This is a genomic window from Streptomyces sp. WM6378 (assembly GCF_001279695.1).
In the GTDB taxonomy this organism is placed as follows: Bacteria; Actinomycetota; Actinomycetes; order Streptomycetales; family Streptomycetaceae; genus Streptomyces.
Genome location: NZ_LGDD01000339.1, coordinates 60,161 through 73,780, shown reverse-complemented (window position 1 = coordinate 73,780; position 13,620 = coordinate 60,161). Strand labels below are relative to the sequence as shown.

Sequence of the window (13,620 nt, the reverse complement as noted above, 5' to 3'; positions counted from 1 at the left end):
CGCCGATGGGACGCCCCGCCGCTCATGGACGGAAACATTGCCGGTGCGCCGACGCGGCGGGTGACCGTGCGCGGGCACGTTCGTGATGCCCGGCTGAGTACGGGTACTCATGCGTGCTCTCCGGTGGGCCTGGCAAGGTGCGGGCCATGACGCGTGTACTCGGCGAACGCTCGCCTCGGTGGCAGTGGCCCTGGTCCAGCAGAACGTCCCTCGGCACCGATCTGGCTGCCGCCATTCTGCTCTTCGTCGTCGAGGCCGCCACCGGCGCCGGGAGGCTCTTCAGCGACGGTATGGAGGTGTGGGCCGCGCAGGGGGATCAGGCCAGGATCGACGCGTCGGCACTCGCGGGCATCGCCTGGACGGAGCACTTCCTCGTCGTCATCGTGGTACTTGCCGCGGTCGCGGCGCTGGCCCGCGCGCCCTGGACGTTGTTCCTGCAACTCGTCGCGGCCTGCATCGTGGCAGTGCTGCTCGTGTCCTCGCAGCACGGCTACGACCGCGGCCACCCCGGCCCCGCGCCCACCCCCGACCCCGGATACACCCCTTGCTACAGCGGCAGCGGACGGTGTTACTGAACCACCGTCAGATGGGGGGGGCTGGTCGGGAAGGGGGCCACCGGCAGGCGTAGGAGAGGGTGCCGAACCGGATGCCCACCATGTCACCCCGGATCATTCCGGATGCCTGCACCGGCATTCCCCGCACTACCTTGTCGACCGCGTCCGTCAGACCGACAAGACCGGGGAGCAGTGATGCCGACGACCGCCACCAGCCGCCGGCCGACCTCCACCATGCTCAGGCATCAGGAGCGCAGGGTGCTCCATGCGGTCGGGTGCGGCTTGCGCGACGACGAGATCGCCGCCGACCTCGCCATTCCCGAGGACGCCGTGGCCGGACACCTCGCGCGCATCCTCGCGAAGCTCGGGCTGCGCGACCGGGCCGCCGCCATCGTCCACGCCTTCGACTGCGGCCTGGTCGTGCCCGGCAGCGGACCCCGTACCCGGGAGGCGGGACCAGGGCCGCGCACCGCCGTCGGCCGGGCCGCCGGGCCGAAGGTGCGGATCTCCGTCCTCGGACCGCTCCAGGCTTGGCAGGACGGGCGGCCCCTGAACCTGGGGCACCTCCGCCAGCAAGCCGTACTGGCGGCGCTCGCCCTGGGTGCGGGGCGTACGGTCAGCCAGCAGGAACTCCTCGACGGAGTATGGGGGATGGAGCCGCCGCTCACGAATGTGGTGCCGGTGTACATCTACCGCTTGCGCAAGACCCTGCGCATCGGCGACCGGCCCGACTCCGTGATCGAGCACGGCCGGTGCGGCTACCGGCTGGCCCCCGACGCGGTCGAAGTGGACGTCGCGCGCCTGGAGGAGCTGCTCGGCGATGTCCGCAGGGCCGACCGTGCGGGCGACGCGACCGAGGCGGTCCGGCTGTGTTCCCAGGCGCTCGACCTGTTCCGCGGGGAGCTCCTGTCCGGTCTGCCCGGACCGCTCGCCGAGCTGGAGCGGGTGCGGCTCAGCGAGCGCCGGATCGTCATCATGCAGCGGAAGCTGGGGTGGCAGCTCCGGCTGGGCCGGCACTCCGAAACGATCGCCGAACTGTTCGCCCTGGCCTCGGAGCATCCCCTGAACGAGCCGGTGGCCGCCTTGCTGATGCACGCGCTCTACCGCAGCGGCCGACAGGCCGACGCGCTGACCGTGTTCGACCGCGCCCGCCGCCGGCTGGCCGACGACCTGGGGGTTCCGCCGAGCCGGATGCTCCGGCGGACGTACCAGATGATTCTGCGCGGGGACGAAGCCGGCCTGGGCCTCACCAGAGCCACGCGGTGACCGCCGGACCGGCTTCGTCGCGGTAGGGGCCACGGTGACGGTGCCCCTACCCCTGCCTCACACCTGATCGTGGTTACCAGGGGTACCAGGCGCCGTTGTACCACTGCTCGTTGGCGTCGTCGTTGTGGTGATCCATGTTGAAGTCCGGCCAGTAGTTGTCATTGTGGTTCTTCGGGTAGGTCCAAATGCCGGCGGACTCGTCGCAGATGTAGTCCCAGTAGCAGATCGACTTGACCGGCACGTTGCCGAAGTCCCGGTCACTGCCTGAGAGCGGGGGGCCGATGATGCCGCCGAACGGCGCGGCGCTGCCGTTGGTGCCGGGACCGCCCTGACGCTTGGGGTCCGCGAGGAGAATGGCGTTGACGTTGCCGAACGACCTCCAGTTCTCGCTGATCCAGACGTGCACCACTGCGGCACCCAAGGAGTACCCGCCCATCTTGACGTGCTGGTCCGGGCACGCGGCACGCTGGTCTCGGACCAGCCGGTTGAGCTCGTTGACGCCCGACCGGACGCTCGGACCGCTGGGGACCTGGCTGGAATACCCCACGTGCTGCTGGATGTTGCCCGTGAATCGGTCGTTGTCCCATGTGCTCCACGTGCCCCCGACAACGATGGTGTAGGTGCCGTCGCACGAAGCCGCCGCCCGCGCGGTGGCGCCCTGTGCCGTGGCCCCCTGCGCCGCCGAAACGCCCACTGTCAGCAGCAGCCCGGCTAACGCGGTCCTGATCCTGCTGGCTCGCATTGGAACCTCCCCATGTAGTTGGCCCACGCGCCCGTTCTCCGATGCGGAACGCCCTCGGCCAAGGTCACCGGACGACAGTGGCAGCCGTCGATGACATCCCGATGAAACCTGCCGCGCCCGAGCGTGCCGCCCACCGGGGCACGGCCGGGAACGCCCTGTGCGGGCGGGGCCCGGACGCCCGCTCCATCGGGATTTCATCCGTCCTCCTTAACGTGTCCGCGTTCGGGCGAGGGCCCGGACCACAGGGGAAGGACGGCTCGATGGTGCGGAGGAGATGCAGAGCGAGGACGGCGATGGCGGTCACGGCCGCGGTGGCGGTGATCAGCACGATGACGGCCGCCGGGTCGCCCGGGGCCGGGTCATCGGCCGCCGTACAGGGCCCGGACAAGCCGACGATCCGTTACACCGAATACGGAATCCCGCACATCATCGCCTCGAACTGGGAAGGGCTGGGCACGGGCTACGGGTACGCCGCCGCCAAGGACAACATCTGCACCCTGGCCGACACCTATCTGATGGTCAACGCACAGAGGTCCCGCTATCTGGGACCCGACGGCAAGGCGAGCCCGGGCGAGACGCAGAACACCACCAATCTCAACAGCGACCTGTACTTCCAGCGCATCAACGACAACCGGGTGGTGGAGCGGCTGCTCGACCAGCCCGCCCCCAACGGCCCCGAGCCGGAGGTCAAAGAGGCCATTCGCGGCTACGTCCAGGGATACAACAGGTACCTGGCCGAGACGGGCGTGAACAGCATCTCCGACCCGGCCTGCCGCGGCGCGGCCTGGGTGAAGCCGATCACGGAGCTGGACGTCTACCGGCACGCGCACGCCGAGATCATCATGGGCAGCGCCGATCCGCTGCTGAACGGTGAGGTGACCGCCCAGCCACCGGGGGCGTCGGCCGCCGCGCCCAAGGCACCCGCACCGAAGGCGCCCTCACCCGAGGAGACCGCGAAGAAGATCCGCGATGCCATGGCCGCCAGCCGTCAACAGAGCATGGGCAGCAACGCGCTGGCGGTCGGTTCGCAGGGCGTGTCCCAGGGCACCAGCATGATGCTGGCCAACCCGCACTTCCCGTGGCAGGGCAAGAACCGCATGTGGCAGAGCCAGTTGACGATCCCGGGAAAGGTCAATGTCTCCGGGGGCAGCCTGCTCGGACTCCCCGCGGTGAACATCGGGCACAACGACGACGTCGCCTGGAGCCACACCATCGCCACGGTGGCCCCGTTCGGACTCTTCGACGTGCAGGTGGACCCGCTGAACCCGACCAACTACCTGGTCGACGGCACCTGGCAGAAGATGACCTCGCAGCAGGTCAACGTGGACGTACGGAACGCGGACGGCTCCATCGGCAAGGTCAGCAGGACGTTGTGGTCCACCCGCTACGGCCCGATCACCACATCCATGCAGGGCGTTCCACTGCCCTGGGTGGTCAGCGCGCACGCGGTACGCGACGTGAACATGGACAACCTGCGGGCCATGAACACCTGGTTCCACCTCGACCAGACCAAGGACGTCGATGACGTCGTGAACACCCTGGAGACCACGGAGGGCATCCCCTTCTTCAACACCGTCGCCTCCGACCGCAAGGGCAACGCCCTGTACGCGGACATCCAGGCCACCCCGAACATCACCGACGAGCACGCCCAGTCGTGCCTCACCGAGACCGGCAAACTGCTGTGGAACCAGGCACTGCGGCTGCCGAACGTGCCGCCGATCTCCATCTTCGACGGCAAGCGCGGCGCGTGCGACTGGCCCGACGACCCGAACGCGGTCGCGCCGGGGCTGCTCGACCCGCACAAGCAGCCACGCCTGATCCGGTCCGACTTCGTGGGCAACGCCAACGACAGCGCCTGGCTGGCCAACCCCGAGCAGCCGCTGTCGTACCCCAGGGTGATGGGCGACGCGGCGGCGCCCCGGTCGCTGCGTACCCAGGAGTTGATCCTGACCGCGCAGAACCGGCTCAACGGCACCGACGGGCTGCCGGGCCGGGGCTTCACACCGGAGAACATGCGGCAGTTGCTGTTCGCCGACAACAGCCGCGCGGCCGACCTGGCCCTCGACGCCACGGTGACGATGTGCCAGAACGTCCCCTTCGGGCTCATCCTCGTGGACGGCAGCTTGGTCAACGTGAGCGAGGCGTGCCCGATCCTGGCCGCCTGGAAGGACCACGACTACTCGGCGGACAGCCGGGGATCCTGGCTGTTCGAGAACTACTGGGCCTTCCTGCTCAACGGGCAGGCGGCCGAGAAGCTGCCGTGGCGGGTTCCCTTCGACCCCAAGGACCCGGTGCACACGCCCAATTCGCTCGATTCCACAAGCTCCGCCGTGCGCGACGCGTTCGGCCGGGCGGTGCTCGCGCTGCGCAACGCGGGAGTTCCGCTGAACGCACCGCTGTCGGACGTCCAGAAGATCACCCGCAACGGCGAGCAGATCCCGATCCACGGCTCGATCAGTGAACTCGGCGTGCTGAACGTGGTCACTCCTGGTGTGGTCGACGGCAAGCTGGACATCACGTTCGGGTCGAGCTTCATACAGGAGGTGCGGTTCACCGCCGACGGTCCGCCCCAGACGTCCTCGGTCCTCGCCTACTCCCAGTCGGCCAACCCGAACTCGCCGCACTACGCCGATCAGACCAAGCTGTTCTCGGCCGGCCAGTGGCTGACCGAGCGGTTCACGGAGGACCAGATCGCGTCGTCGTCCTTGGAGGTCAAGGTCCTGGACTGAGACCGGGACGTAGCGGCACGCCGGGGTCTCGACGACGGTCTCCGGCGTGCCATTTCATCGGGATGTCATCGCTTCCCGATAAGTTCCGCGCCGCACGACGACAACGCTCACGAGGGGGCTTGCTGTGCTGAGGAAATCGAGCAGATGGCGCATGGTGGTGGCCTTGATGGCCGCGCTGGTGGGAACGGCCCTGCCGGCAGGTTCGGCGCAAGCCGCCGACCGCACCACACCGCCGCCGATGACGGACGGGTTCGGCCTGACCCAGGTCGACACGGCGACCGGCGGTCCCACCAACTTCTACATCACCGTGACCACACCCGAGGTCGCGGGCAAGCACCACATCAAAATCATTCTGCCGAGCGGCTACTACGACGATCCGGCCAGACGCTACCCGGTGCTGTACTTCCTGCACGGCTCCCCCGACGACCCCGTCCAGCAGACGTATCCGGCGCTGACCACCTCGAACTCGATGATCACCGTCATCCCTGACGGCGGCGCTCGCGGCTGGTATGCGAACTGGCTCAACCAGAAAACGGCGGCCGGCGCGCAGAACTGGGAGAACTTCCACCTCAAGCAGGTGATTCCGTTCATCGACGCCAACCTGCGCACCATCAACACCAAGAAGGCCCGGGCCATCGCCGGTGTCTCCATGGGCGGGTTCGGAGCCTTCCACTACGCCCAGGACCACCCCGAGCTCTTCAGCCAGACCGCGTCCCTGTCGGGAGACATCGACATGTCGGCCGACTCCATGGACCTGCGCCTCGCCACGGTCGCCTCCCTCATCGACGCGCAGGGCGTGATCTGCGGCTCGTCCTCCGGCGTCTGCGACCCCAACAACGACCCCTACAAGCCCGGCGTGGACAGCGATGCCCTGTTCGGCTCGCCCTACCCGGTGTTCAACGCCGACTGGCGGTGGAACGAGGTCGACCCGTCCCAACACATGGACAAGCTCAAGGGAGTCGGGGTTTCCATCTACGTGGGCAACGGACGCGGCTCGGCCATCGAGCCCGAGTTCTGGCTCGAAGGCGCGTCGAAACACGTCAAGGACCGCATGGACGCGCTCGGCATGTCGTACTACTACGTGGACTACGGCGACGGCGCCGCCTGGGGCACCCAGTGCAACGGCGGCCACAACGGCGGCTGCTGGGAACAGGACCTCCGAGACCTGATCCCCCGCCTGGAAAGGTCCTTCGCTTCCTGACGATCCGTCAATAAGTGCGAATCAGGGGCCGGCCAGGGGATCAGGCGTGGGCAGGCCGGCCCAGAAGGCGCATTGGTGGTCGGCCGCGAAGGTGGTTGACGGGTGGGTGTTCCGCGGGTTGAGGACGAGGACCGTGTGGTGTGGGCCGGTGGTGGGCCACCTCGTCCCGCCCGGCACGTCGGGGTTCCCGGTGCGGGCGAACGCTCCCCAGCGGAGTTTCATGCGGTCGCCGAACGCCGCCTGAGTCGGGGTCAGCGGCCGGTCGGCCATGGTGAAGTCGTGCAGGTAGGCGAGGTCGGCGCTGTGGCCGTTGGCCATGTCGAGGCCCGGGACCTGGGCCCCGTACAGCGTGGGGGAGTCCGGGTCGTCGAACTCGTAGACGTAGGTGGGCACTTGGGCCGAGAGCGTGCGTGCGGTGACGTACGTCTGGCAGGCGAAGGTGGAGTCGGTGAGCAGTGCCGACATCGCCTCGTACGGGGAGGGGTAGGCGGACAGTGGGTAGCGGGCCAGTACTTGTGGGGCCGCCCGGCCGTACGTGGCCGTGATCTGCTCGGTGTACTCCTGCGCCGTGAGGTGCGGCTGGGTGAGGGCGACGAAGAAGCGGCTCTCGGACCGGGTGCTGCCGATCACGACCGGCACCTTGTTCCAGGTGCCCGCTGAGATGGCCTCGGACGGTTGCATGGGCAGCAGCCCGTCACCGAACGCGGGTCCTTGCGTCGGGCGGGTCCGCGCGGCCGCGACGAGCTCGGCGGGGGAGAGTTCGCGCAGGCACGCGGCCCTTGTCGCGACGTCGGGGCACCCCGCCCCGGCCGCGTACGCCCGGTCGTCGTCGGCCTTCCGGGCGGCGCTGGGGGCGGGGACGAGCGAGCAGGGCCCGCTCTGCAGGATGGCGTGCGAGAACAGGCCGGTCGCGTGCGGCGACGCGAGCATCGCGCAGACCGATGCGCTGCCCGCGGACTGGCCCCAGATGGTGACGTCGGCCGGATCTCCGCCGAACGCGCGGATGTTGTCGCGGGTCCAGCCGAGTGCCGCAATCTGGTCCATCAGCCCGTACGAGCCCGAACCGAGCGTGTTGTCGCGGGTGAGTTCCGGGACGGCGAGGTAACCGAGCTGACCGAGCCGGTAGTTGATGCTCACGACGATGCTGCCGGTGCTGTCGGCCATGGTCCGGCCGCCGAACTGGGTGCCCGTCCCCTGGCTGTACGCGCCGCCGTGCATCCAGAGGAGGACCGGGAGGCGGGCCCCGGGCCGGGTGTTCCGCGGCCGGTAGACGTCCAGGTAGAGGCAGTCCTCACTGGTGTCCTGCGGGTCCCGCAGCCCGAACGGAGAGAACTGAGTGCAGGCGGGAGCCTGTCGGGTGGCATCCCGCGTCCCGCTCCACCGCGCGGGCTGCTGGGGCGGGCGGAACCGCAGGTTGCCCACGGGTGGCGCTGCATACGGAATGCCGAGGAACTCCTCGGCCCCGTCGTGCAGTTGACCGGCGAGGCGGCCGTGGCCGGTGGTCACGGCGGGACGTACGGGGGCGGGGGCCGCCGGGGCCATCGGGGCGGTGAGGAACTGGGTGCCCAGGGTTGCCGCCGTGAGCGCCAGAGCCAGGACTGTTGAGCGGCGGGTCGTGCGCGACTTCTTCACTTCTCCTCCAGTGTCGTCGTCTTCACCAAGGCCCTAGGGGCGCAGGCCCGCGAGGAGTGCCGCGGTGCCGGCGAACCCGGCCGGGCCGGTGTTCCAGTTGGGGGAGATGGGAGTGATCGACACCTTGTCGGCGGCGACCGCCTCCGCGTCACCGCCCTTCTCGGCGGGCTGGGGGACCACCTTGACGTCGACCTTCCAGGTGCCGTCACCGGAGTCCGTGTAGTCCGCTTTGAGGAAGGGCTGCGGATCCTGGGTGGTGACGGCTGCACCGCTGGCGGTGCCCGTGCCGTCCGGGCCGATCACGGGGTGGTCGACGTTGAGACCCACGCCGGGCGGGAGCAGCGGCCCGTGCTTCGCGTGAGCCCGCAGCCGGTCGATGAGCTTGACCGTGAAGTCGTTGGTGGGGCGCATGGCGTTGAGGACGAGTTGCGGCACCGGGACCGCGAGCCCGCCGGTGCTCACCGCGATCGCGGGCACGCCGCTCTCCAGGGCTGCCACGGCGCCGCCGACGGTTCCGGAGTGGATGGCGAGGCCGGCCACGTTGGGGCCGAAGTTGGTTCCGGAGATCACCAGATCGGGCGCCCGGCCGGCGAACGCCTCGGCGAGCCCGAAGGACACCGCGTCGCCCGGCGTGCCGTCCACGGCCCACACCCGCGGCTCGGGATGTCTGACCGTCACCGTGGTGGCGCTCATCATCTTCGTTCCCGCACCGCTCTGGTTGGTGAGCGGGGCGACGATGGTGACGTCGTACCCGGCGGAGGTGAGCCGCTGGAACATGAGACGGATGCCGGGTGCGTCGTAGCCGTCGTCGTTGGTCAGCAGGATCCGCAGTGGCGCGGACGCCTTGTCGTGCGTGGCGGCGGTCGCCGGCACCGTACCGGTCAGGGCGGACGTACCCAGCAGCAGGGCCGCGACGGGCAGAGCGTGCTTGTGCCTCATGGTGTGCTCCTTCGAACAGGCGGTAGAGGAAGGGGAGTTGACGGTCAGCGCACGCCGCGGATCGGGAGGATCGCCAGGGCGCCCAGGAGGGACAGCGCGCCGCCGAAGAGGAACAGCGGGGTGTAGCCGCCGAGCGCGGTCACCACGGCGGAGGCGACGAACGGGGCGACGATCTGCGGTCCGGCGTTCGCGATGTTGAGGACACCCATGTCGCGTGCGGCGTCCTCGGCGCGGGGCAGCACGAGTGTCACCACGGCGGTGTCCACCGCCATGAAGCAGCCGAAGGCGAGACCGTTGAGCGCGGAAAAGACGATCATGCCGGTCCAGGTCGGGCTGATCACGGGGACGGCCATCACAAGACCGGCGAGCGCGGCCGACATCGCGACGAAGATCTTGCGCCGGTTCCAGCGGTCCGAAAGGAAGCCTCCCACCATGGTCGAGACGGCCATCGAGGCCATCGCCACGGGGGTGAGGATCGCCATCGCGGTGGGAGGGTCGAGGTTCGCGGGCAGCGCGATGTGGTCGTCCAGGATGTACAGCTGGTAGCCCACGACGGAGAAGTAGCCGAGCACCATCAGGGCCCGCCCGATGAACGCCCACCGGAAGTCGTGGTGGGACAGCGCGGACAGGAACGCCGCGATCCGTTCGCGCCGGGGCACGGCGGGCGTGGGGCACGTGGCGGGCGTACCCGCGGGCACATCGGGGCAGCGGGAGGCGAGCAGGACCGCCGCGCCGGCCGCCAAGGCTCCCAGCACCAGGTAGCCGAGCGTGGGCTGGCCGGACGTCTGCGAGGCGATCAGCACTCCGGCCGTGCCGCCGATCGGCAGCCCGAGTCCGACCAGGGCGGAGGCGGTGCCGCGGCGCGCCACGGGGATGCGGTCCGGCACGACGGCGGTGACCGCGGCCTGGTAGACGTTCATCGTCGCCTGCACCAGGCACCACCCGATGCCGACAAGCAGCGCCGTGTGCACGCTGCCCAGGAACGCGAGCAGCGCCAGTGAGGCGAGTGCGCCGCCCAGGACCCATGGATTGCGGCGTCCCGTACGGTCCGAGAGGGCGCCGGCGATCGGGTTGAACGCGGTGGCGAACACCGCGCTGACCCCGCCCACGACGCCCAGGACAGCGACCTTGTTCGCCGGGTCGATCTCGGCGATCTGGGTCGGGAGCAGTACGGAACCGACCCCCATGTACACGGCCAGCATGGAGGAGTTGGCGACGAGGAGGAGCAGCATGAGGCCGCGCTTGTGCGGCTCAGTCGCTTCGGACGCCTGCGGCCCGATCAGTTCACCGTTGGTCACGACGACCTCCGGCGGGAGCGGGCGGGCGGTCCGCCGAGCGGTGGATGAGGGGATGCATGTCGACTCCTGGGGGACGGAGTGGAGGGGGAAACCGGCGACGGGCGTGTGACGCGGGAATTCGGGATGCGCCGCAGGGAGGAGGCGGGCACCGGTGTTCCAGATATCGCGTTACACGTGTAAGGCTCGGCGGTAGGGATTGTGTAGCACCAGGAGTGGCGCTGTGGGTAGGGGTGTGGAGGGTTTGAGGCGGGAATCGTGACCGTCGGTCTACTCTCTTGCTGTTACACGTGTAGCTACTGGCGGGCTACCCTTGCGGCGATAGGAATATGCAGCTTTAGTGACGAACGGCAGAGTTACGCGACATCCGCTCGGCTGTTGAATCGTGCAAGGCGCCTGCTGGAAGGAATCCCATGGCTGATGCATCAGGTGAGGTCTCGCCCGTCGTCCGGCTGCCGGCCGGTCGGTTGCGCGGTGCCGCCGCAGGCGAGGGGGGAGTCGTCGCCTTCAGAGGGGTGCCGTACGCCGCGCCGCCGGTGGGCGAGCTCAGGTGGCGCCCCGCGCGGCCGCACCCGGGCTGGGACGGCACTCGGGACGCAACCGCGTACGGACCCAGCGCGCCGCAGATGTTCCTGGCGGGCGGTGACCCGGTCCTGGGTGGTCACGGAAGCCCGCCGTTCGACGAGGACTGCCTGACGCTCAACGTGTGGACCCCGGCGGTCGACGACGCCAAGCGGCCCGTGCTGGTCTGGATCCACGGCGGTGGCTTCGTCTCGGGCTCCGGGGCGCTGCCCATCTACTCCGGCGAGACCTTCGCGCGCGACGGCGACTTGGTCGTCGTCACCCTCAACTACCGCATCGGACCGCTCGGTTACCTGTCCTTCGGCCAGGACGGGGAGGCCGACGACGGGCCCGCCAACCTCTGGCTCACGGACCAACTCGCCGCACTGCGCTGGGTCCGCGACAACATCGCGCACTTCGGTGGCGACCCGGACCGCATCACGGTCGCCGGCCAGTCGGGCGGCGCCGTCTCCGCCGCTTCCCTGGCCGGACACCCCGAAGCGCAGGGCCTGTTCCAGCGGGTCATCCTGCAGAGCCCGCCCCTCGGCCTGAGCATCCCGACGCGTGAGGAATACCGGCAGCGCGAAGATGCCTTCCTGGAGGCGGCCGGGGTGAAGAGCGTCGACGAACTCCGCGAACTGCCCTGGCCGCGGCTGCTGGAGGCCGCCGGAGGACTGTTCGCCCGCACCGCGCGCTGGGGATACTGGCCCACCCCCTTCCTGCCCGTACGCGACGACGTCACCCTGTTCCGCCATCCCGCGACGACCCTCCTTCACGGCGCCGCGACCGACATCGACGTACTCGTCGGCTGGACCCGGGACGAGGCCAACTTCGGCTTCGCCCTGGACGAGGGCTACGCGTCGGCCACCCGCGAACAGGTGGCCGCGCGGGTCGCCGAGACCTTCCCCGCGGCGGGCGCCGAGGTGTACGACGCGTACGAGCGGGCCCGGCCCGGCGCCCGGCCGGTGGACGTGCTCATGGACCTCATCACCGACGAACTGTTCCGGGCCCCCGGCGTCCAACTGGCCGAATCCAGGGCGGAGTTGGGGCACCCCGTCTGGGCCTACGAGTTCGACTTCCCGGCGCCCGCACAAGATGGCGTGTTCGCCGCCGCCCACTGTCTGGAGCTCCCCTTCGTCTTCGACAACCTGGCCGACTGGGCCCACGCGCCACTGGCCGAGGGGATCGACCCGGCCGCGGAACGCGGACTGGCGGACGCGATGCACCGTGCGTGGATCTCGTTCATCCGGACCGGCGACCCGAACCACGCAGCCATGCCCGAGTGGAAGCGCTACGGCGCGGACACCCGCACCACGATGCGCTTCAGCTCGGCCACCGCGCCCGTGGACGACCTCGCGGAGCAGGTGCGCCGTCTGTACGGACGGGTATCGGCGCGCGAGTGACGTCTGGCGTGGAGGCGTGGAGGTCATGCGTGCCCGGGCGGGGCGCAAGGTAAGTCGTTACACGTGTGATCTCTGGCCGACCGGTGAGAGACCGGCACCGGCCGGCACGTGTGGGGAACCGGGCACTGCTGCCCTCTCCGTGTAACGCGTGTAACCTTGGTTGGTACTGGTCGGGGCGACCGGTGACAGCCAGGGAAGGGCGCCATGGCCGAGGAGCTGACCGCGCGGGCGGCCGTCACGAGCGCGGACGTCGCGCGCCTGGCCGGCGTGTCGCGGGCCACCGTGTCCTTCGTACTCAACGACACCCAGGCGCACCGTGTCAGCGACAGCACGCGGGCCCGCGTGCGCGCAGCGGCCGACCAGCTGGGCTACGTTCCGCACGCCGCCGCCCGGTCGCTGCGCGCGGGGCGCAGCAACCTGGTGCTGATGCCGGCGTCCGTCTCGGCGGTCGGCCGCCTGGTCAGCACCTGGCTCGACGATCTGCACAGCGAACTCGAACGGCACGGATACACCACCGTGCTGCACGCCGGACGCTTCTCCGACGCGGTCGGCGCCGCCCGCGCCTGGGCCGAGCTGCGTCCGGCGGCCGTGGTCGCCCTCGACGGCGGCAGCCTCACCGCCGAAGCCGCCACGGTGCTGCGCCGGGCCGGGGTGCGCGCGGTGGTGGCCTTCGCCGCCCGCCCGGTGGAGGGCGTCCACACCATCGCCTTCGACCACGCCCGCATCGGCGCGCTCGCCGTCGAACACCTCGTCTCCCGAGGGCGGACCACCATCGGTGTCGTGATGCCGAAGGAGCGCGGCCTCGACACCTTCGCCCGGCCGCGCCTGGCCGGCGCCGAGAGCGTCGCGGCCCGCAGCAGGGCGAGCGTCAGTGCGGTCGAGCTGGCCTACACCCGGGAGTCCGCCGCCGAACTCGCGGCCCGCTGGCGGGAGTTGGGCCTGGACGGGGTGTTCGCCTACAACGACGAGTACGCGGCGCTGCTCGTGCGCGCGCTCCAGGACGAGGGCATTTCCGTCCCTGATGACGTGGCTGTCGTGGGCTGTGACGACCTGGTGCTCGCCGCGCTCGAACGGCCCGCGCTCACCACCGTACGTCTCGACCTGCCCGAGCCCGGACGGATCGCGGACATGCTGCACGAGCTGGTCGACACGGGCACCGCGCCCGAGATGCCGGGCGTGGAGCCCATGCTGGTTCACCGTCAGTCCTCGTGACGGCTCACGTTCCTGTCCGACACCTGTAGTTGGGGCCGTCGCCTGCCGGTGAGCGGGAGGTCCCGCGCGGAACCGCCGTTCCACGC

The 13,620-nt window shown here is 70.0% G+C and carries 10 protein-coding genes; 6 read left to right on the top strand and 4 right to left on the bottom strand.

Annotated features, from left to right (window positions below):
- Positions 1–146 precede the first annotated feature (146 nt).
- The gene (locus ADK54_RS38315) at positions 147–575 is read left to right on the top strand and encodes a DUF6234 family protein (protein WP_063802151.1); all 429 of its coding nucleotides are present in this window, start codon (positions 147–149) and stop codon (positions 573–575) included.
- Positions 576–749: 174 nt separating this feature from the next.
- Complete coding sequence (locus ADK54_RS38310) at positions 750–1,820, top strand: BTAD domain-containing putative transcriptional regulator (RefSeq protein WP_053730444.1); 1,071 nt, start codon at positions 750–752, stop codon at positions 1,818–1,820.
- Positions 1,821–1,893: 73 nt separating this feature from the next.
- On the opposite strand, the gene ADK54_RS38305 is transcribed toward ADK54_RS38310, so the two are convergent.
- Positions 1,894–2,562, bottom strand: a complete 669-nt coding sequence (locus tag ADK54_RS38305; protein WP_053730443.1) for a cutinase family protein — start codon at positions 2,560–2,562, stop codon at positions 1,894–1,896.
- A 260-nt stretch (positions 2,563–2,822) separates the two neighbouring features.
- Between ADK54_RS38305 and ADK54_RS38300 the strand changes: the two genes are divergently transcribed.
- On the top strand, positions 2,823–5,291 hold the full coding sequence (locus ADK54_RS38300) for a penicillin acylase family protein (protein ID WP_053730442.1): 2,469 nt from the start codon (positions 2,823–2,825) through the stop codon (positions 5,289–5,291).
- Between the two features lie 124 nt (positions 5,292–5,415).
- Positions 5,416–6,492: an alpha/beta fold hydrolase gene (locus ADK54_RS38295; protein WP_053730441.1), complete on the top strand. Its 1,077-nt coding sequence runs from the start codon at positions 5,416–5,418 to the stop codon at positions 6,490–6,492.
- Positions 6,493–6,513: 21 nt separating this feature from the next.
- On the opposite strand, the gene ADK54_RS38290 is transcribed toward ADK54_RS38295, so the two are convergent.
- The 3 genes from ADK54_RS38290 to ADK54_RS38280 are packed head-to-tail and all read right to left on the bottom strand — an operon-like array spanning position 6,514 to position 10,361.
- Positions 6,514–8,124, bottom strand: a complete 1,611-nt coding sequence (locus tag ADK54_RS38290) for a carboxylesterase/lipase family protein (protein ID WP_053730440.1) — start codon at positions 8,122–8,124, stop codon at positions 6,514–6,516.
- 33 nt (positions 8,125–8,157) lie between these two features.
- The gene (surE, locus tag ADK54_RS38285) at positions 8,158–9,063 is read right to left on the bottom strand and encodes a 5'/3'-nucleotidase SurE (RefSeq protein WP_053730439.1); all 906 of its coding nucleotides are present in this window, start codon (positions 9,061–9,063) and stop codon (positions 8,158–8,160) included.
- Between the two features lie 44 nt (positions 9,064–9,107).
- Complete coding sequence (locus ADK54_RS38280) at positions 9,108–10,361, bottom strand: MFS transporter (protein WP_053730438.1); 1,254 nt, start codon at positions 10,359–10,361, stop codon at positions 9,108–9,110.
- Positions 10,362–10,771: 410 nt separating this feature from the next.
- Between ADK54_RS38280 and ADK54_RS38275 the strand changes: the two genes are divergently transcribed.
- Together ADK54_RS38275 and ADK54_RS38270 are read left to right on the top strand one after the other, a co-directional pair.
- On the top strand, positions 10,772–12,322 hold the full coding sequence (locus ADK54_RS38275) for a carboxylesterase/lipase family protein (protein ID WP_063802150.1): 1,551 nt from the start codon (positions 10,772–10,774) through the stop codon (positions 12,320–12,322).
- A gap of 204 nt (positions 12,323–12,526) precedes the next feature.
- Positions 12,527–13,534, top strand: coding sequence for a LacI family DNA-binding transcriptional regulator (locus ADK54_RS38270; RefSeq protein ID WP_053730436.1), 1,008 nt, complete (start codon positions 12,527–12,529; stop codon positions 13,532–13,534).
- The last annotated feature ends 86 nt before the right edge of the window (positions 13,535–13,620 follow it).

Bases quoted from the DNA above. Each gene is read 5' to 3' on its own strand.
- ADK54_RS38315 (WP_063802151.1), top strand. From the start codon at position 147: ATGACGCGTGTACTCGGCGAACGCTCGCCTCGGTGGCAGTGGCCCTGG.
- ADK54_RS38310 (WP_053730444.1), top strand. From the start codon at position 750: ATGCCGACGACCGCCACCAGCCGCCGGCCGACCTCCACCATGCTCAGG.
- ADK54_RS38305 (WP_053730443.1), bottom strand. From the start codon at position 2,562: ATGCGAGCCAGCAGGATCAGGACCGCGTTAGCCGGGCTGCTGCTGACA.
- ADK54_RS38300 (WP_053730442.1), top strand. From the start codon at position 2,823: ATGGTGCGGAGGAGATGCAGAGCGAGGACGGCGATGGCGGTCACGGCC.
- surE (WP_053730439.1), bottom strand. From the start codon at position 9,063: ATGAGGCACAAGCACGCTCTGCCCGTCGCGGCCCTGCTGCTGGGTACG.
- ADK54_RS38275 (WP_063802150.1), top strand. From the start codon at position 10,772: ATGGCTGATGCATCAGGTGAGGTCTCGCCCGTCGTCCGGCTGCCGGCC.
- ADK54_RS38270 (WP_053730436.1), top strand. From the start codon at position 12,527: ATGGCCGAGGAGCTGACCGCGCGGGCGGCCGTCACGAGCGCGGACGTC.